At 55.0% G+C, this 20077-nt stretch carries 17 protein-coding genes; 7 read left to right on the top strand and 10 right to left on the bottom strand.

Features of this window, described 5'->3' with window-relative positions; translation table 11 throughout:
• The first annotated feature begins 215 nt into the window (after positions 1 to 215).
• Both TH30_RS20425 and TH30_RS20420 read left to right on the top strand, forming a co-directional pair.
• Complete coding sequence (locus TH30_RS20425) at positions 216 to 926, top strand: response regulator transcription factor (protein ID WP_220150347.1); 711 nt, start codon at positions 216 to 218, stop codon at positions 924 to 926.
• Positions 923 to 2302, top strand: coding sequence for a HAMP domain-containing sensor histidine kinase (locus TH30_RS20420; protein WP_114099933.1), 1380 nt, complete (start codon positions 923 to 925; stop codon positions 2300 to 2302). Before TH30_RS20425 ends, TH30_RS20420 begins: the two co-directional genes overlap by 4 nt.
• Before the next feature lie 101 nt (positions 2303 to 2403).
• Here TH30_RS20420 and purU read toward each other — a convergent pair whose 3' ends face one another.
• The 6 genes from purU to TH30_RS20390 all read right to left on the bottom strand — a co-directional run bounded on the left by purU (position 2404) and on the right by TH30_RS20390 (position 8564).
• Positions 2404 to 3288, bottom strand: a complete 885-nt coding sequence (gene purU / locus TH30_RS20415) for a formyltetrahydrofolate deformylase (protein WP_114099932.1) — start codon at positions 3286 to 3288, stop codon at positions 2404 to 2406.
• Between the two features lie 82 nt (positions 3289 to 3370).
• Positions 3371 to 4675, bottom strand: a complete 1305-nt coding sequence (gene glnT / locus TH30_RS20410) for a type III glutamate--ammonia ligase (protein WP_114099931.1) — start codon at positions 4673 to 4675, stop codon at positions 3371 to 3373.
• Positions 4676 to 4761: 86 nt separating this feature from the next.
• On the bottom strand, positions 4762 to 6090 hold the full coding sequence (locus tag TH30_RS20405) for an FMN-binding glutamate synthase family protein (protein ID WP_114099930.1): 1329 nt from the start codon (positions 6088 to 6090) through the stop codon (positions 4762 to 4764).
• A 46-nt stretch (positions 6091 to 6136) separates the two neighbouring features.
• Positions 6137 to 6823, bottom strand: coding sequence for a GltB/FmdC/FwdC-like GXGXG domain-containing protein (locus TH30_RS20400; RefSeq protein ID WP_114099929.1), 687 nt, complete (start codon positions 6821 to 6823; stop codon positions 6137 to 6139).
• Between the two features lie 84 nt (positions 6824 to 6907).
• Complete coding sequence (locus TH30_RS20395) at positions 6908 to 7720, bottom strand: class II glutamine amidotransferase (protein WP_309471234.1); 813 nt, start codon at positions 7718 to 7720, stop codon at positions 6908 to 6910.
• 202 nt (positions 7721 to 7922) lie between these two features.
• Positions 7923 to 8564: a helix-turn-helix domain-containing protein gene (locus TH30_RS20390; protein WP_114099984.1), complete on the bottom strand. Its 642-nt coding sequence runs from the start codon at positions 8562 to 8564 to the stop codon at positions 7923 to 7925.
• Positions 8565 to 9027: 463 nt separating this feature from the next.
• Between TH30_RS20390 and TH30_RS20385 the strand changes: the two genes are divergently transcribed.
• The 5 genes from TH30_RS20385 (at position 9028) to TH30_RS20365 (ending at position 14314) form a co-directional block, all read left to right on the top strand.
• Positions 9028 to 10161 (top strand): aminomethyl transferase family protein, encoded by a 1134-nt coding sequence (locus tag TH30_RS20385; protein WP_114099927.1) that lies wholly within the window; start codon positions 9028 to 9030, stop codon positions 10159 to 10161.
• Positions 10162 to 10242: 81 nt separating this feature from the next.
• Complete coding sequence (locus tag TH30_RS20380) at positions 10243 to 10854, top strand: dimethylamine monooxygenase subunit DmmA family protein (protein WP_114099926.1); 612 nt, start codon at positions 10243 to 10245, stop codon at positions 10852 to 10854.
• Positions 10851 to 11816 carry a PDR/VanB family oxidoreductase gene (locus tag TH30_RS20375; RefSeq protein ID WP_114099925.1) on the top strand — a complete coding sequence of 322 codons (966 nt, stop codon included), beginning with the start codon at positions 10851 to 10853 and terminating at the stop codon, positions 11814 to 11816. The genes TH30_RS20380 and TH30_RS20375 overlap by 4 nt, the downstream gene beginning before the upstream one ends.
• A 14-nt stretch (positions 11817 to 11830) precedes the next feature.
• Positions 11831 to 12871, top strand: a complete 1041-nt coding sequence (locus TH30_RS20370) for a heme-dependent oxidative N-demethylase family protein (protein ID WP_114099924.1) — start codon at positions 11831 to 11833, stop codon at positions 12869 to 12871.
• A gap of 78 nt (positions 12872 to 12949) precedes the next feature.
• Positions 12950 to 14314 (top strand): NAD(P)-binding domain-containing protein, encoded by a 1365-nt coding sequence (locus TH30_RS20365; protein ID WP_114099923.1) that lies wholly within the window; start codon positions 12950 to 12952, stop codon positions 14312 to 14314.
• Positions 14315 to 14725: 411 nt separating this feature from the next.
• Here the strand turns inward: TH30_RS20365 and TH30_RS20355 are convergent, their stop codons facing one another.
• The 4 genes from TH30_RS20355 to TH30_RS20345 all read right to left on the bottom strand — a co-directional run.
• A complete protein-coding gene (locus TH30_RS20355; protein ID WP_114099921.1) occupies positions 14726 to 17107 on the bottom strand; it encodes a trimethylamine N-oxide demethylase in 2382 nt (793 codons plus the stop codon).
• A gap of 245 nt (positions 17108 to 17352) precedes the next feature.
• Positions 17353 to 17517 (bottom strand): hypothetical protein, encoded by a 165-nt coding sequence (locus TH30_RS22195; protein ID WP_181850417.1) that lies wholly within the window; start codon positions 17515 to 17517, stop codon positions 17353 to 17355.
• Between the two features lie 36 nt (positions 17518 to 17553).
• Positions 17554 to 18900: an ammonium transporter gene (locus TH30_RS20350; RefSeq protein ID WP_114099920.1), complete on the bottom strand. Its 1347-nt coding sequence runs from the start codon at positions 18898 to 18900 to the stop codon at positions 17554 to 17556.
• A 305-nt stretch (positions 18901 to 19205) separates the two neighbouring features.
• On the bottom strand, positions 19206 to 20077 hold an 872-nt coding region (locus TH30_RS20345; protein ID WP_147252097.1), incomplete at its 5' end, for a GlxA family transcriptional regulator.

The following is a 20077-nucleotide window of genomic DNA, read 5'->3' as shown; positions in this document are numbered from 1 at the left end:
ATCAGTGGCGCGACATGCGCATTCCTGATGAAAGACAGATAACAAGCTGATCCGTGCTTGAGGGTGAGGGGGACGCAAATGATGTGTAAGGAATGTGTAAAGTTGGGCTTGGGCCCCTTTTATCGGGCGCATTCATCAGTAGAATGCATCATCAAATTCGAAAACCTTGATCAAAGGCGCCCTGATTTTCCGGCGCGTAAGAAAGACGCAAACGATTGACCCGAATATTGCTTGTTGATGATGACGCGGAACTTGGCGCCATGCTTGCCGAATATCTTGAAGGCGAGGGCTTTGAAGTTTCCCAGGCCTATAACGGCAGGGAAGGACTGGCGCGCGCACTTCAGGGTGAGTATGCCGCGATTTTGCTTGATATCATGATGCCGGGCATGAGCGGGATTGATGTGTTGCGCGAATTGCGTGTCAAAAGTCGTATGCCCGTGATCATGTTGACCGCCAAGGGCGATGACGTAGATCGGGTGATCGGCCTTGAGTTGGGGGCGGATGATTATATCCCCAAGCCCTATTATCCACGCGAATTGGTTGCGCGTATCCGGGCGGTGTTACGTCGTGCAGAACCGGTGATTGCCAATGGCTCAAAACGGGCGGATGACAGTCCGTCCGATGAACTTGATCTTGGCAAGTTGAAACTCAAAACCACAAGCCGGGTGGCAACCCATAACGGCACTGTTCTTGATCTGACAGTGTCGGAATTCAACTTGCTAGAAGTTCTGATGCGCGCAGGCGAACGCGCACTTTCCAAAGATGAACTTTCGCGCAAGGTGCTTGGTCGTCCGCGCGAAGTTTATGATCGTTCCATTGATGTGCATATGAGCAACCTGCGCCAGAAGCTGCAATCGGTCAGCGGCGATGTAGGGTTGATCGAAACCGTGCGAGGCTTTGGCTATCGTTTAAGGCAGGACATATGAAAAGTCGCCTGTTCTGGAAAATCCTGATCGGGTTTGTCGTGACCTTTGTTGCGATCTCGATAGGGGTCTGGTCGCTCTTGCAACTCTATGGTGGCCCGCCCGAGCCTTATCACATCGGCTATCTTAAACGGACTGCGCCGGGATATCTTGAAACCGCAGCCGCGGTGGTAAAAGACGGTGGTGTCGAGGCACTGGAAAAAACGATCTCCCATTGGCCGAAATCCGAACGGGACCGCCTGATCATTGAAACGGGTGACACTGCCATCAAAAGAAAACCGGTGATGCGCATTCTGCCCGTAGACAATTCGCCAGAATGGCTGGACGCATTAAAAGAACATCAGGCGTTCGAGCAAATGGTGACCGGTCCGGCAGGGGAAAGTGTTCGTCTGATTTTTGATGTCAGCGATGTTATTACCGAAATGCCTGAACGGTCGCGCTGGAAAATTCCAAATCCGTTGATTGTTTTGGGCGCGATCGGGGCCCTTGTCTTTAGTGCGGTTCTTGCTTGGTATTTGACGCGCCCCATCCTGAAAATCAGCACCGGTTTTGAAGAACTGTCACGTGGAAACCTTAATTGTCGTCTGGGCAAAACCATCGGGCGGCGGCGCGATGAAATTGCCGATCTGGCGCGCGATTTTGATGTGATGGCCGAACGGTTGCAGCGCCTGGTCGCCGCACGTGATAGGTTGTTAAATGACGTATCCCATGAATTGCGATCGCCGCTGGCGCGCATGCAGCTTGCCGTTGGACTGGCGCGCCAGTCATCGGCCAAAAGTGCAACCTCGCTTGACCGGATTGAAAAGGAAGCCGTGCGCCTTGATGAACTGGTGGGCGAGCTTTTAACCCTGTCGCGGGTCGAAAGTGGTGCCACCCAGCATCAGTCATGGATCGATCTGGATCACTTGCTTGGACGTGTTGTCGCCGACGCCCGGTTCGAGGCCGAGGCAACCGGTATCATCGTCGATACCGATTTCGGGGCGCGGCAAACGACCCTTCACGGGGATGTTCCGGTTCTGATGGGAAGCCCCGAACTGTTACGCCGCGCCTTTGAAAACGTTGTGCGCAATGCCCTGCGGCATTCAAACGAAGGGCAGGTTGTTAAAATCACTGCCGTGGATGATACCGGTCAACATCAATTTCGTGTCGAAATCAGCGATGAAGGCCCAGGTCTCGAAGGCGACAAACTGGATGATCTGTTTGAACCCTTTGTGCGTGGGCAATCAAACGCTTCGGGCGGTGGGTTCGGCCTTGGCCTTTCGATCGCCCAGCGCGCCATTCGCGCCCACGGCGGCGATATCAAAATCCTCAACCGCGACGAGGGCGGGCTTCTGGTGGTGATTTTGCTGCCCTATCAGTTGCGCGAAGCAGAAGCCTGATCAGAAGCAAGCCTCAATGATCCAAACAAAAACGCCCTGGCTTCCATAAAGTCCGGGGCGTTTTGCGATGATATCGGGACTTTGGGCACAGGGGATGCAGCTTACCCCATGCGTTCGGACGCATAGCTTCCCGGGCTCGGCGGGAAGACAATCGTGCGATTGCCGTTGATAAAGGATCGGTGGTGAATGTGGGCGTGGACCGCACGCGCAAGAACCTGACTTTCAACATCACGCCCGATTGAAACATAATCGGCCGAATTCTGGGCGTGGGTGATACGCGCAATGTCCTGTTCAATGATCGGGCCTTCATCAAGATCGGCGGTCACATAATGCGCCGTCGCCCCGATCAGTTTCACGCCGCGCTCATAGGCCTGACGATAGGGATTGGCCCCCTTGAAGCTTGGCAGGAAGGAATGGTGGATATTGATGATCTTGCCGCTCATTTTCTTGCAAAGATTATCGGAAAGAACCTGCATATAGCGGGCCAGAACAATCAGTTCGACCTCGCTGCTGGCAACCACATCAAGAAGCTTTTTCTCGGCTTCGGGCTTGTTGTCCTTGGTCACCGGAATGTGGTGGAACGGGATGTCGTGATTGACCACCACTTTCTGGTAATCAAAGTGGTTTGAAACCACACCGACGATATCAATCGGCAAGGCCCCGATCTTCCAGCGATATAAAAGGTCATTCAGGCAATGGCCAAACCGCGACACCATCAGAAGAACCTTCATCTTCTCGGCACTGTCGTGGAACTGGTAATTCATGCCAAACTGGGTTGCCGGACCATCAAAGCCACGTGACAGGGTTTCCTGATCCACGCCTTCTTCGCTGACAAACGCAACCCGCATAAAGAACAGGCCGGTCTCCATATCGTCGAACTGGGAACTGTCGGTAATGTTGCAACCCTGTTCCGCCAGATAGGTTGAAATGGCGGCAACAACCCCGCGCTGGGAGTCACAGGTGACTGTCAGAACGTAGCTTTTCATCTCGTCTGGCTTTCAAATTGGCAGTGATTGAAAATAACCCGGCCCCGTCCATCGGGGAATGTCTTGGGGCCGGGCAGAAGCATCAGATATCAAGCGTATTTTCGCGTTCCCATTGCGAGAAATGCGATACGTATGAATTCCATTCTTTTTGCTTGAGCTTGAGAAACGCCTTGGAAAACGCCATGCCCAATTCGGCCTGAAGCGCCTCGTTACGACCAAATTCACGCACGGCATCAAGAAGGTTAAGCGGCAAACGCGGCGCGTCCTTGACCAGATGACCTTCTTCATACATGTCGATGTCGTAATGCGGTCCCGGATCGGCGGTATTGGCCATGCCATCCAGTCCGGCTGCGATGATCACGGCCTGCAACAAATAGGGGTTTACAGCCCCGTCTGGCAGGCGCAATTCAAAACGTCCCGGTCCCGGTACGCGCACCATATGGGTACGGTTATTGCCAGTCCAGGTCACGGAATTCGGGGCCCATGTTGCCCCCGAGATGGTCCGTGGTGCATTGATACGCTTGTATGAATTGACCGTCGGGTTGGTGATCGCCGCCATGGCGGATGCATGGTTCATGATGCCGCCAAGGAAGTGCTTGCCCTTGGCCGACAGGCCGAACGGCGCATTTTTGTCGGAAAAGGCATTTTCCCTGGCATCGTTCCAGACCGACACATGGCAGTGGCAACCATTGCCGGTCTGCCCGGCAAAGGGCTTGGGCATGAAGGTCGCACGCAGGCCATGCTTTTCGGCAATCGATTTGACCATGAACTTGAAGAAGGAATGTTTGTCTGCGGTTTTAAGCGCATCATCAAATTCCCAGTTCATTTCAAACTGGCCATTGGCGTCTTCATGGTCGTTCTGATACGCACCCCAGCCCAGTTCCAGCATGTAATCACAGATTTCTGCAATCACGTCATAGCGGCGCATGACCGCCTGCTGGTCATAACAGGGCTTTTCCGCGGTATCTGCAGCATCGGAGATCGATGCGCCGTCCTCGGTGATCAGGAAGAATTCCGCCTCGACGCCGGTTTTGACATTCAGGCCAAGCTTCGCAGCCTTGGCAATCTGGGCCTTAAGGACATTGCGCGGGGCCTGTTCAAGAGGCTGGCCTTCCATCACGCAATCGGCGGCTACCCAGGCAACATCGGGTTTCCACGGCAATTGAATGACAGAATCAGGGTCGGGCACAGCAAACATGTCCGGATGGGCCGGGCTGAGGTCAAGCCATGTGGCAAATCCTGCGAATCCTGCGCCGTCTTCCTGCATGTCAGCAATCGCCTGGGTGGGAACAAGTTTGGCGCGCTGTCCACCAAACAGGTCGGTATAGCTGATCATGAAATACTTTATGCCGCGTTCCCGGGCAAAGGCTGATAGATCCTTGGTCATTGAAGTCCCCTGACGAATTTTATGCAGTGCCAACGGTTATCCCGGCGTGCCAAAAGGCACACCGGTTCCGGTGGTGCGTTAATGTTCTAGAATCCTCCCTGACCGGGAATCCAACTGGTCCCGGCAAGCGGTACACCGGCCATGGCCGCCGCTTCGATATTCAGTGCGCACAGATCCTCGGGTTCGAGGTTGTGCACATGATTTTTGCCGCAGGCGCGCGCAATTGTTTGCGCTTCAAGTGTCATGACCTTCAGGTAGTTGGCCAGACGCCGACCGGCGGCAATCGGGTCAACCCGTTTCATCAGGTCGGCATCCTGGGTCGTGATGCCTGCGGGATCACGGCCTTCATGCCAATCGTCATAAGCACCGGCAGTGGTACCAAGCGCGTTATAGTCTTCTTCCCATTTGGGGTCATTGTCCCCGATGGCGACCAGTGCGGCGGTGCCGATGGAAACAGCGTCCGCGCCAAGGGCCAATGCCTTTGCCACGTCTGCGCCATTGCGAATGCCGCCAGATACGATCAATTGTACTTTGCGATGCATTCCCATGTCTTGCAACGCTTTTACCGCCGGGCGGATGCAGGCAAGGGTCGGCTGACCGACATGTTCAATAAACACTTCCTGGGTCGCGGCCGTGCCGCCCTGCATCCCGTCAAGTACGATGACATCGGCACCGGCCTTGACCGCAAGCGCAACATCGTAATAGGGGCGTGCCCCGCCAACCTTGATAAAGATCGGCTTTTCCCAGTCGGTAATCTCGCGCAGTTCCTGAATTTTAATCTCAAGATCATCCGGGCCGGTCCAGTCCGGATGACGGCAGGCGGAACGCTGGTCAATGCCCTTGGGCAGGTTGCGCATATGGGCGACACGATCCGAGATTTTCTGACCCAGCAACATGCCGCCGCCGCCCGGTTTTGCACCCTGACCAATGACGATTTCAATCGCATCGGCGCGTTTCAAATCGCGCGGGTTCATGCCGTAACGTGACGGCAGATACTGATATACAAGGGTTTCGGAATGACCACGTTCTTCTTCGGTCATGCCGCCATCACCCGTTGTGGTCGACGTGCCCGCAAGGGTGGCCCCGCGTCCAAGTGCTTCTTTGGCCGGACCGGAAAGAGAGCCAAAACTCATCCCCGCGATGGTAATCGGAATTTTCAGCTCAATCGGTTTCTTGGCAAAGCGCGTACCGAGCGTCACCGAGGTTTCGCATTTCTCGCGATATCCTTCGAGCGGATAACGTGACATCGATGCACCAAGGAACAAAAGATCGTCAAAATGCGGGACCTTGCGTTTGGTGCCGCTTCCGCGAATGTCATAGATGCCCGTGGCAGCCGCACGACGGATTTCCGAAAGGGTGTAATCATCAAAGGTTGCCGATTTGCGCGGCGTGGTAACGGGATGTTTGTGGCTCATGGTCTGATCCTGTTTCTGGGCTGAAACGATGTTTCAGCGCTGCGCGTCAATAAGCGTCGGCATTGTCGATATTGAAGTTGTAAAGCTGGCGGGCAGAGCCATATCGCGTGAACTCTTCGGGTTTCACATCGGTAATGCCCGCATCGGACAGAAGCTTGCCCAGAAGCTCGATATGTTCGGGGCGCATGTCCTTTTTGATACAGTCAGCACCCAGCGACTTGACCTTGCCGCGCACGAAAAGCCGCGCCTCATAAAGTGAATCGCCCAGCGCGTCCCCGGCATCGCCAAGAACAACAAGATTGCCCGATTGCGCCATGAAGGCCGACATATGGCCGATATTGCCTTTGACCACGATGTCGATGCCTTTCATCGAGATGCCGCACCGTGACGAGGCATTGCCTTCGATCACCAGCAAGCCCCCATGGGCGGTTGCCCCGGCATACTGGCTGGCATCGCCCTTGATCACGACCTTGCCGGACATCATGTTTTCCGCCACACCCGGACCGGCATGGCCGTGGACCGTGATATTGGCGGTTTCATTCATGCCCGCACAGTAATAGCCGACACTGCCCTTGATATGGACATCGACCGGGGCATCAATCCCGACAGCAACCGCATGGGCGCCACGCGGATTGATGACTTCGAATTCCGCGTTCTCACCATTTTTATCAAGCGCATGAAGTGACGCATTCAGCGCGCGCAGTTCGGTGGTTGCAAGATCAAACACTGGCATGTGTGTTCCTTCCTTAAGCGACCGCACCAATCGGGCGGTCGGGTCGGGGCGCGCTGTCGCTGCACCCGACAGGGTTCTTGATAATCAGTGTTCCCAGAAATAAACCGTGGCCGGTTCCGGTTCCCAAACCCGGGCATCCTCGATGCCAGGCAGGTTCACAAGCGCGCGATATTCCGACCCGAACGCGACATAGGCATCGGTTTCGGCCATCACGGCGGGCTTGCAGGCAATCGGATCGCGCACGACGCCAAAGCCCGACTTGGTGCCAACGACAAAGGTGAAAAACCCGTCAAGGTCATCAAGCGCGCTGGTCAGTGCTTCGCCAAGGTTCTTGCCCTTGTCCATTTCACCGGTCAGATAGGCTGCAGCAACCTCGGAATCGTTTTCGGTTTCCATGTGAATGCCCTGATGGGACAGTTCACGGCGCAGGTTGTTGTGGTTGGAAAGCGACCCGTTATGGACAAGGCATTGGTCCAGTCCGGTCGAAAACGGATGCGCGCCAAGGGTGGTCACCGCACTTTCGGTTGCCATACGGGTATGGCCAATGCCGTGCGTGCCCGACATGTCGGAAATCTTGAACCGTTCGAGCACATCCTTGGGAAGGCCGACTTCCTTATAGATTTCCATGACACTGCCCGTGCCCATCACCCGGACATTCGGGCGCAATTCGCCAAGCGCCTTGCGGGTGGCATCGATCTGGTCGGCGGCAACCGTGATGACCGCATGCGTGCTTTTGGGCAGGATGGATGCATTTGAAATCCCGGCTGCGCGCAATTCATCGGTCAGACCGGCGAAGTCGGTTTCAGGGTCCGGGGACTGAATTGTGAGTTTGGCCAGATTGTTCTGATCTGCACCATAAATGGCGATCCCCGCACTATCAGGGCCGCGATCGGTCATGGTCACCAGCATTTCCGACAGCAAAGTGCCGAGCTGCGGTTCCAGACTTTTATCTTTAAGGAATAAACCAACAATGCCGCACATGGCAGGACAGTCTCCATTCTGTTGCTGGAATGGAGACTAACTGCTCGCGATTACGGAATCAACTCTTAAGAATAAAAATTTCATCAGGGTGAATTATATTCTTCACCGTGAAGAAAGTTTACGCCCGTGCAGGATAGCAGATGATCGACAGGTAACGGATTGGAAATGAAAGAAGTTCTTCCGGTCCGTGGCGTGCATCTGCGTCAAAAAACAGGCTGTCACCGGCTTGCATGTAATAAAGCTGATCCCCGTGGCGATAACGCACTTCACCCTCAAGCATATAGATGAATTCCATGCCTTCATGCTGGAAGGCGGGGAAGCTGCTCGACTCCTCGGTCAGTGTCAGCAAATAGGGTTCGACCACAACACCGCTGGTATTGTTATCAATATGCCCAAGCAGGTTATATTCATGGCCCGCGCGCGTGCCGCGCCGTTCAATGGCAATGCCTTCGCCCGATTTGACAAACACCGCATTACGCGGTTCCTCATAGCGGCGGAAGAAATCGGTCAGCGGCACGCCCAGCGCACTTGCCAGCGCCTGAAGCGATGTCAGCGACGGCGATGTCACACCATTTTCAATCTTTGACAGCATCCCCATCGAGATGCCGGTTGCCGATGCCAGATCGGCGATGGTGATGCCAAGTTTCTTGCGCAAGGCGCGAACTTCATGCCCGATCGCGATTTCCAGATTGTTCTCCTTCGGCTCACGAAGAGCATGCGGGTCCTGGGTGAGGGCGGCCGGTTTGTTCATGGAGTCCATGCTGTGTCCTTGCTCGCTATTTGAATTGCTGTGTTTCGGCGTCTTCGAATTCGTATCTGCCATCGTGGCGGCTTCCTTCGCCACCGGGGCCGCAGTCAGGCGGGCCGGCGCATTTCCTGATCGTTTCCTGTCGGACCGCTTTTGCGGCTGTCTTTTACTTTTGGCCATTGCGTCGCAACGAATTGTGCTGTCGAACGACAATCATGCCTTGCTGATTCATTTAAACTGCCAGGAAAGATTTATCAACTACAGGGAAAATCATTTTCCGACTTCGCGGGTTTCCCGCAGGGCAAATAAATTATTGCGATGCCGCAGAAAATAGCACTTGAGGAATAAATATTTAACTAGATGAAAAATAATTATTGCGTTCGCGAACAACTTGCCGCCAGAATGGAGAACATAAAAAGCCAATAATTGCGCGCTGATTGCGCGAAAGGGCGATCAAAATCAGGAGGCCATCACAATGACTGCAAGCTGGAGATTTTCCGCACTTGCCGACCGTCACCGGGCGCTCGGTTCCAATCTTGAAGACTGGAGCGGAATGGGAACGGCATGGACCTATGACAAGGATTGGGACGAGGAATATATCGCCATCCGTACCAAGGCCGGAATCATGGATGTTTCGGGCCTGAAAAAGGTTCACATCACCGGTCCCCATGCATCGCATGTCATTGACTACGCCACCACGCGCAATGTCGAAAAAATCTATCCCGGCAAGTCGGTCTATGCCTGCATGCTCAATGATCAGGGCAAATTTACCGATGATTGCGTGATTTACCGCATGGGGCCGAATTCATGGATGGTGGTTCATGGGTCGGGCACCGGCCACGAAGAACTGACCCGTGCGGCCATGGGACGCGATGTATCGGTGCGCTTTGATGACAATCTGCATGACCTGTCATTGCAGGGGCCGCTTGCGGTGGATTATCTGGCTGAATATGTGCCGGGTATTCGCGATCTTCCCTATTTTCATCACATGCAAACCCAGCTGTTTGGTGCACCGGTAATGATTTCGCGCACCGGCTATACCGGTGAACGCGGTTACGAGATTTTCTGTCGTGGACAGGATGCCGGAATGATCTGGGACCGTATCGTTGCCGAGGGTGCTGATATGGGCATCATTCCGACCCGCTTTACCACGCTTGATATGCTGCGTGTTGAAAGCTACCTGCTGTTTTACCCTTATGATAACTCGCAGATGTATCCGTTCGAAAACGAAGGTCCGGGCGACACCCTTTGGGAGCTTGGCCTTGATTTCACGGTCAGTCCCGGCAAGACCGGTTTCCGCGGGGCCGAGGAACATTACCGTCTGAAGGGCAAGGAACGCTTCAAGATTTTCGGCATCCTGTTTGATGGCAAGGAAGTCCCGGCCGAGGGGGCTGCTGTCTTCAGGGACGGCGAAAAAGTCGGCGTTGTGACCTGCGCGATGTATAGCCCGCTTAAGGATCAGACCATGGCAATTGCCCGACTGGCCGTTGAGTGTGCCGAACAGGGTGTGCGTCTGGAAATCGCTGGTGCCGATGGCATGTTGGGTGGCATGGCCCATACCATGCCGTTCGATGATCCGACCAAGTCCAAAAGAACTGCCAAGGGTTGATGCGCCGCGCCGGGGGCCGTCAGAGGCCCCCGGATCGCCAAGCAGATCCTTTGGTTTCTGACAGAACGGGACCCCGCTACCATGTCTGAGAGTTTGATAGAAGAAAGCATTCTTTCACGTCCGACCTATGGCACTTTGGCCATCGCGCCGGGCCTTGCGCATTATTTCGTCGCCGATGCTTCGGGCGCAGAATGCGTTATTCGTGTGGCCGAAGCCGCCCCCAGGGACTTCATGGAAAAGGTACATATTCTTTATGTGCCAACGCCCGGTGAAAATGCCCTGATCACCGCCCTTTATGCATTGGGTGCAAAACGGTTCGAACATTTTCCGACCATTGATGACGCCGTTGCCAGGCTTGGTGACTGGTTGTCCGATGCCAGAATGGGCAGTCAGCTTTACCTTGCCGGGACGGAAACCCTGATTGGCAAGGCTGTGGCTGCGGCCGAGGAATGCGGTCTGGATCATAGTGCGGTCCAGTGTGAGCATCGCGGCAGTCTGGCCCGGCGGGTTCAATGCGTTCACTGCAAAACCATGATCGAAAAAGTCACCACCCAGCCGGTCAAATGCCCGTCCTGTGACCTGCTGCTTTTGGTGCGCGATCATTATTCACGTCGCCTTGCTGCCTTTCAGGGCGTTTGCATCAATGCCGAAGACCCGACCGAAGACATCGAAATCAGGGAGGTGTTCAAATGAGTGCATCCGATCATCTGATTCCGGTCGTGGTCAGCAAGGTTGTCGAAGTCAATTCGATCATCAAACGCTTTGAATTCAAGCATGTCGACGGCGACGAACTTCCGGCCTTTTCGGGCGGGGCGCATATCGTTGTTGAAATGCTTGATGGTCCGACCAAACGCAAAAATGCCTATTCGCTGATGAGCTCGCCCTTTGAACGCGGGCAATATGCCATCTCGGTCCGGCGGGATGATGACGGGCGCGGTGGTTCAAAATTCATGCATGAAAAGGTCGAAGCAGGGATGAAGATGAAAATCTCGCCCCCGGTAAACCTGTTTGCGCTTGATCTGCGGGCCAAAAAACATCTGATGATTGCCGGTGGTATCGGCATCACGCCGTTCATTGCCCAGATGACGCAGGCGACCGAGCTTGGGGTGCCGTTCGAACTGCATTACGCCGCACGCAGCGCCTCGCAGGCGGCCTATATGGACAGCCTGCAGGATCGCTTTGGCGATCAGGTATCGTGCTATTGCGATGATGCGGGCGGTGGCCCCGATTTGGTGGGCCTTTTATCTGATCAGCCGCTTGGCACCCATGTCTATGTTTGCGGACCCAGGGGCATGATTGAAGCCGTGGTGCAAACCGCAACCGGTCTTGGCTGGCCTGCTGCCCACATCCATTTCGAACATTTCCTTTCCCCGCCTGTCGGACAGGCATTCTCGGTCCATCTGGCAAAGGCCGGAATTGATATCACGGTCGGGCCGGAACAAAGCCTGCTTGAAGCCATCGAGGCATCCGGGACCCCGGTCAATTGCCTGTGTCGTGGCGGGGCGTGCGGTCAGTGCGAAACAAAGGTCGTCAGTTGTGAAGGCGATATTGCCCATAACGACCATTGGCTTGACGACGAACAGCGTGCCTCAAAGCAATTCATCATGCCCTGCGTTTCGCGTTTTCGCGGTGAACGCCTTGAGCTTGATCTGTAAGGGGGATTGGCAACATGACCATCCAGTTCAGAAACGAGACATTCCGCAACGATTTCACCTATGCCAACAGTCCGGGCAATATTCCGCGCTTTCCGTTCCCGTTCCCGGAAGACGTCTATATGTATTCCACCAATGTGGAACCGCATCACGCCACACGGGCCGGAAGTCCGTTTGAAAATGCCTTTGACGTGGACGAACATTATGTCGCGGAAATGAAGGATCGGGCATTGGTTCTGGCCGAGGATCCCGGACGTTGTCAGGCCTTGCCGCATATGGAAACAGCCGGTTGGGATTTTGTCGAACTGGTGATGGTGTCCAAGGCGCGCGACTATCCCGATCTGTTCGAGCTGACCATTGACGGGGATCGCTGGCACTGGATCAACAAGCCGCTTCAGATTGATGACAGCTTTATCTTTGGTGACAGTTCTACCCTGCCATGCCATCCGATGGAATATATCGGTCGTCAGGTGCAGGGCGATCACGCCATTCTGGATCAGCGCGATGGCAATCTGTGGCTTGATGCCGGGATCATTACCGCACAGGCCGACTGGTCGCTTGATTTTGATATCGGCATGAACTTTTTTGAATGGCATGCACCTGTGCCGCTGGCCCATGAACTTGGCGTGTTTCAGCGTGCCCTGAAATTCCTGCTTTCCCTGCCGCAAGGCCAACCATCCCGGCGCCTGAACTGGACGCTGACGGTCAATCCCAGGCTCGATACCAGCCCGGAAAACTACCCGAAATGGGGCCCGGATCGCACCACGGTGACGCCTGAAAATATCGGGGAAAAGGTCCATCTTCGGGTCGAACTTCAGACCTTCTGGCGGTTGCCGCGTTCGAACGCGATCCTGTTTCCGATCCGTACCTATCTGATGGCGATGAACGAAGTCGTCACCCAGCCGAAATGGGGCCGTCGCCTGCATCGTGTGATGCGTGATCTGCGTCCGGAACTGGTCGAATACAAGGGGTTGTCGCGCTATCACCCGATGCTTGTCGAGTGGCTTTCGCAATTTGACGACGGTGCGCTGACATCGCCGGGGATTTTCCCCGACTAAGCCTAAAGGCACGAAAAACGGCACAAAAAACAGCCGAAGGGAGGACAAGGAAAATGGTTTATCAGGGGATCAAAGGCAATGACACTTCGTGTTGCGATCATCGGAGCCGGCCCGTCGGGCATGGCGCAAATGCGTGCATTCCAGTCAGCAGCAGCCAAAGGGGCCGAAATCCCCGAAATCGTCTGTTTTGAACGTCAGGAAGACTGGGGTGGTTTGTGGAACTACACATGGCGTACCGGTCTTGATGAATATGGCGAACCGATCCACGGATCGATGTATCGCTATCTGTGGTCAAACGGGCCCAAGGAATGCCTTGAATTCGCCGATTACACCTTCGAGGAACATTTCGGCAAACCGATTGCATCCTATCCGCCGCGTGCAGTGATCTGGGACTATATCAAGGGCCGGGTGGAAAAGGCCAATGTGCGCCCGTGGGTGCGGTTTAGAACCCCGGTTCGCAGTGTTGAGTTTGATGAAGAAAGCCAAACGTTTTTGGTGACCGCGCACGATCTGAAAAATGATGTGGTTTCGACCGAGGAATTTGACTATGTGATCGTGGCAAACGGGCATTTCTCGACACCAAATGTGCCGGAATTCCCGGGCTTTGAGACCTTTGGCGGGCGCGTGCTTCATGCCCATGATTTCCGCGATGCCCTTGAATTCAAAGACAAGGATATCCTGATCATCGGTACATCCTATTCGGCCGAGGATATCGGATCGCAATGCTATAAATATGGCTGCAAATCGGTCACTGTCAGTCACCGCACCAATCCGATCGGCTTTGACTGGCCCGACAACTGGGCGGAAGTACCGCTTCTGACCAAGGTCGAGGGCAACACAGCCTGGTTCAAGGATGGATCATCGCGGGATGTCGATGCGATCATCCTGTGTACCGGCTATCAGCATCACTTCCCGTTCCTGACCGATGATTTGCGTCTGAAGACCGCTAACCGTTTGTGGCCATTGGGTCTTTATAACGGGGTGGTGTGGGAAGAAAACCCCAGGTTGATGTATCTGGGCATGCAGGATCAGTTCTATACCTTCAACATGTTTGATGCACAGGCATGGTATGCCCGTGATGTCATCATGGGCCGTCTTGATCTGCCATCAAGGGACGAAATGAAGGCCGATAGCCAGGCCTGGCGGGACCGTGAAGAGGGTCTGAAAGACGATCATGACATGATCTGGTTCCAGGGCGATTACACCGCCCATCTCATTGAAATGACAGACTATCCGATGTTCGATATCGAAGGGGTCAACAAGACCTTTGAAGAATGGGAGCATGACAAGGCGCATGACATTATGGGCTATCGCAACAAGTCATACAGATCGCTTATGACCGGCAATATGTCACCGGCCCATCATACGCCCTGGCTCGATGAACTTGATGACAGTCTGGAAGCCTATTTGCAGACCGGATTAAAAAGCAGCGCTGCAGAATAACGCTTATTATTAAATAGAAACTCATAATCGCACGGCCTTCTCTTGGCAGAGCAAACTCGCAGTCACCCCCGCGCATGTCGCGGGGTTCTTTTTGTATGAGGATTGCCTTTGTGGGGGCACGATGCCAGAGGCATCCCGGCGTGGGATCGGGTGGAGGCGGAGCAGTGGGCAGTATCGGGCAGGGGCGGAGCAGTGTCAGAGTAGGGGCAGATTTGGGTCGGAGCTGGATCGGACACGGTCAGAGCTGGACCGGGCAGGCCCGAAGCAGCGGCGGAGCAAGGCCGGAGCACAACCGGGCCAGATGCCTTTTGCTGCGTGGAAATGGATGGGGAGCATGAAGTAAAAAGCACGCCTGACGGGAAGGTCGGGCGTGCTTTGGATGGTTTGCGCTAAAAGTGAGGGTTGCTCACATTATGAGCGCGGCTTGGTTTTTTCCGGGTCGTAATGCGGGAAGGCGGTGATTTTGGCCGGAAGACGCATCATGTGACCGTCAAGTTTGCCAATTTCGACCTCGGTGCCGATATCGGCATGGGCGATGTCGATCCGGGCAAGGGCGATGTTTTTGCCCAATATGGGGGATCGCATGGCGCTGGTGATCACCCCGATCTGGGCGCGCCCGATATGGATGCAATCGCCGTGGCTGGCGGCGACATTGCCATCAATCTCGATCCCGACCAGTTTGTGGGACGGATGTTCCTTGCGCCGGATCAGGGCATCGCGGCCGATAAAGTCGTCTTCCTTGGATTTCAGCGGCACCGTAAAGCCGATCCCGGCTTCGAACGGGTCGGTCTGATCGGAAAATTCGTAATTGGCAAAGATCAGGCCTGCTTCGATGCGCACCATATCAAGGGCCGCAAGCCCCATCGGGGTCAGGCCATGGGGTTCGCCTGCTTCCCAGATCGCATCAAAGACCGTGATGGCATCTTTGGGATGGCACCAGACTTCGTAGCCCAGTTCGCCGGTATAGCCGGTGCGCGACACGACAACCGGTGCGCCCTTGGCATCACCGATCCGGCCAATAGTGAATTTGAACCAGCCGACTTCATCAAGTTTGGGCTGGTGGGGTGGTGTCCAGATCACCTCGCGCAGGATATCGCGGCTTTTGGGGCCCTGAACGGCGATATTGTGCATCTGATCGGTCGAGGACCGGATCAGGACCTGAAGCCCCAGTTTGGTTGCCTGTTCGCGCAGCCAGACACCACTATAATCATCCCCGCAGATCCAGCGGAAATTGTCCTGCCCCAGACGCAGCAATGTGCCGTCATCCATCATCCCGCCATGGGGATAGCACATGGCGGAATAGACAACCTGACCGATGCCGAGCTTTTTGATATTGCGGGTCAGACAATGCTGCATCAGGGTTTCGCTATCGGGGCCGGTGATTTCGAATTTACGCAAAGCCGAAAGGTCGATCACGACGGCCTTTTCCCGGCAGGCATAATATTCTTCGATCATGCCAAAGCCTGTATATTCATGCGCCAGCCAGAAGCCCTTATATTCGACGAAGTTGCGGGTCAGTTCGGCAAAACGCGGGTGAAAGGCAGTTTCCTTGGTCATTTTTGCTTCGGCCTCTGCAGTCGGTCGCCAGGCAACGGCATGGGTGAACTTTTCCGCGCTGTCATAGGCGCGGATGTGAATATCGGTCGGTTTCCAGCCATTGGCCGCCGTGGTGTCATCCGGGCAGGCCGAAGACACGCAAACAAGATCGGTCATGGCGCGCAAAAGTACATAATCGCCCGGACGCGACCATGGCTGATCGGCATACATCACGCCGTGATCATCAATCCCGGTATTGAAAAAGAAATTGATCGCCATCCAGCCAGCACGCGGATCAACCCCGTGTGCGGCAAGCGCCCCGTTGAAGTTATCCGTGCAGTTCACATGCCCCGGATAGCCGATATCGTCGTAATATTTGGCGGCACAGGCCATGGCAAAGGCGTCATGTCGCCCGCAGGTGTCCTGAATGACCTCGACCAGCGGGTCCATATCCTGATCATAATATTTGGCATGAAGGCCGGGCATGGGATAGGCGTGGCCCATCAGGGTGCGGGTGGTGGTGACGTCAAGCGGGTTTTGAATGCCACGATCCAGCTTGCGGGCATCAAAGCACTGAAAATCGGTGCATTGCCGCCCGTCGATATCGAGAATCTGGATATAGTCGCCAGCCTTGATTTCATAGGCGCGCGCGGTTGCCGCATTGATGCGCAGATCAAGGACCGGATCAGCCAGCGGATCGGGCAGGGCAAAGCTGTAGGTGTCGTGATGATGGGCGCGTGTGATCGCAACGCTTACCGGACTTGCGGTATTATGGGCGTCAATCTGCATGACCGGTGCGGGGGTGGCGATAATCACAAAGCCATCAAATTGCACCGTCAGGTCGATCCGGTCGCCCGCCGGGCTGGCATTGCCAAAGACGCGCAGCGCAAGACAGTTTTCAAGGGCGACATCGCGACGTTTAAGTGTCTGGGCAAAGCGCACAAGGCTTGTGTCATAGGGATCGGATAAAAGGTCAATCAGGCCGCGGGGCTTGCCATGCGGCAGATGTTCAAAGATCGATGGCAGCGACCCACCCGACGGATCAAGACCAATCAGTTCGACCGTCTGCATGCCTTCGCTATTGGTCAGGGTCAGCTGATCGCCTTCGCGCAGCGCAATAAGGGCCGCGCCCCGACCGGGAATTTCATGGCGTTCGGTGTTGCGTGCCATGGCGGTTCGGCCAGCATTGATAATACGGCTGGGGCGGGCGGCGCGCACGGCATGAGGATCAGGAAGGGACTGGGAAAGGTCGATCATTGTGGCCTCTGCGGTGAATGATCTATGCGGGCACAGGCCAATCTGGTCGCTGTGTGCGGTTGGTTGTCAGGTCAACCGGGCGGGAGATGCGAGTGTCTGTGCGCGGTGATGATCTGTCCGGTGGGATCATCAGAAGAAAGACCGAAAGGCCAGTTTTGACGCTGGCCTTTCGCCGTGTTCTTGAAGGGATGGATTGCCGTTTGGGTTCAGGGCAGGCTGGCAATACATCCCGTCAGTCCCAAAGATTACATGTCTTTGTAAGCTTTGTTCTCATGGCTGGCCATCGACGCGATGGTCCAGACGCATACGCCAATACCAATCAGCGTAAACAGCACAAGAAGGGCCGGTTTGTCGGCAAAGGTGAAATAGGCCTCTGCACCTTCCCAGCTGGTAATTGGAGCTGTGTTCATTTTCAGTTTCCTTGTCTTGAAAAACCGGTAACGAGATTACTCAGCCGGGGTCGGCGAAGCAGGGTCGTTGGTGAATGCAGCCGGAACAGTGCTTTCCGGATATGCGCTGACCGGGACTTCTGCCTTGTCGAGACCTGCAAGTTCAGCTTTGTCGGTAACGCGAAGCAGGCCGACAACCTTGAGGATCAGGGACAGGACATAGCCCGGTGCGAAACCGAGGATCATGAAGACGACAGCACTTGAAAGCTGGCCGACAAAGGAGATCTCCGGACCGGCAACGTTCTGATAACCCGATGCGAACACGCCTGCCATGATCAGACCCCATACACCGCCAAAGCCATGAACAGCGACTGCGCCAACGGCATCATCGATCTTGAATTTGCCGACGAGGATGTCGTTGAGTTTCGGCATGATGCAACCGCCGCCGAAGCTGATCAGGAAGGCAAGACCCGGATAGTAAAGATCAAGTGCCGGAGCTGACGAGATAACGCCGATCAGGGCACCAGACATCATCCAGAACGGATCGCGGGTTACGAGATACGCACCGATCATACCGCCTGCAACGCCCATCAGGGTGTTGAATGCGAATGCCGACAAGGTTGCCGGGGTGTTGTAAATGGTCATCCACGTGTCGCCGGTATAGATGATGCAGCCGCCAAGGAAGCCGAAGAAGCCCATAACGATAAGCATCAGGCCGATCAGCGACATCGGCATGTTATGGCCGTCGATATTGTTGACCGAGCCATCAGCATTGAAGCGACCGATACGCGGGCCAAGGTTGATCAGAACACCAAGGGTGAAGAAACCGGCAATGGTGTGAACGGCACCAGCTGCGCCGACATCGTGCAGGCCCCACTCGGTGGTGAGCCAGCCATCCGGATGCCAACCCCAGGATGCACCAAATACCCAGACAACGGAGCCAAGGAAAAGGGCAAGAATGGTAAAGCCGGAAATACGGATACGTTCGATCACCGAACCCGACATGATCGAGGCGGTGGTTGCTGCGAACAGGGTGAAGGCCGCATAGAAGATGCCCGATGCGTTATCGGTCAGGTTCGGGCCCATATTCGCGCTCCAGGGCAGACCTGCCTCTGATCCGTCAGAGATGGTAAAGCCGGTTGGGAACGCAAGATAAATCCACCAGCCGATATAATAGAAGGCCGGAATAAGGAATGCGAATGCGATCAGGTTTTTCATGCCCGATGCCAGCGCGTTCTTTGCGCGCGACGCACCCATTTCATAAGCAAGGAAGCCTGCATGGATGGCCAGCATCAGTGCTGTACACCACCAATAGAAAACTTCGGAATTGATGGTCGTTGCCATGCTGAGTGATGCCTCAAGGCTATCAAGCCTTGCCATCAACTCCGGTACGGATTGTTCCATTTTAGTCTCTCCATCACAAAATGCCCCCCGATGGACATTCCTTTTATTAAAAATCAATTCCCCATAGTGAACAAGTTCAAATGTGTTTTTTATTGTGCGATGCAAAAAACATAATAAAATCAATAAATTAATGGTATTATACGTCTAGATATAAGTGTGTTGATGAAAAAATAGTCGATAAGAATCGATGCATATCAAATATGCAGACTCGTTGAATCGTGCCGATTCTGTCGAAATCCCTGTTTGTGGAATGCACCCCTTGGTTGGATGCTTTGTCCTGTCGGGGGAGGTGGAGGAAGCTTTGCCTAGTCGCCGCGTGCGACGCTTGGTGTGACACCGTAGGTTGCCTTGTAGCTGCGCGAGAAGTGGCTGCTATTGGAAAATCCGGTGGCAAAGGCAATCTCGGAAATGGTCAGTGCACTTTGGGTCAGGAGCCGATTGGCATGGTCAAGACGTACCTGCCGATAGGTTTCAAGGAACGATTTTCCCAGATGCTGGTCGAACAGGCGGTCAAGCTGGCGGGTGGAAAGCCGGGCAAAGCGTGCCATTTCTTCGCGGGATTTCGGATCTTCGATGGTGGTTTCCATTTTTTCGAGAACCCGAAGCAACCCGGCATGATGAACGTTATAGCGTTCGGCAAGAGATGCGCGCTGTGACCCGCTGGAAACACCGACCTGGGTATGCAGATACCAGTCCGACACGCGGGTGGCGAAATCCGAGCCCAGATGTTCAGCAATCATCGCATGCATCATATCAAGCGGTGCCACCCCGCCGCCACACGTGATCCGGTCACCATCAATGACAAAGCGTGCGCGCATCGGTTCAAGGTCGGGGAATGCTTCGATCAAAGCCGGGGCGTGTTCCCAGTGGATGGTGAATTGCCGTTGTCCCAGCAATCCGGCCGCGGCGAGGATATAGGCCCCGCTTGAAATACCGCCCATCCGAACGCCCCATCGTGCAAGCCTGCGCAATCCCGGCAACATGCCCGGTGCCTGCCACTGGGATGGATGGCCGCCCGCACAGACAAACAGACTATGCAGGCTGGTCGGGGCCTGTGACAGCGGGGTGGTTGGCACCATCGTCCCCGATGATGAAAATACATTCCCGCCTGTAGCTGAATAGTTCAGGACCTTGTAAACTGGTCGTCCGGCCAGAAGATTTGCCGCGCGCAAGGGTT

It is taken from the genome of Thalassospira profundimaris, from assembly GCF_003326795.1.
Lineage (GTDB): Bacteria > Pseudomonadota > Alphaproteobacteria > Rhodospirillales > Thalassospiraceae > Thalassospira > Thalassospira profundimaris_C.
Note: the sequence above shows the minus strand (reverse complement) of the source record. Positions and strands in the feature narration are given on the sequence as shown.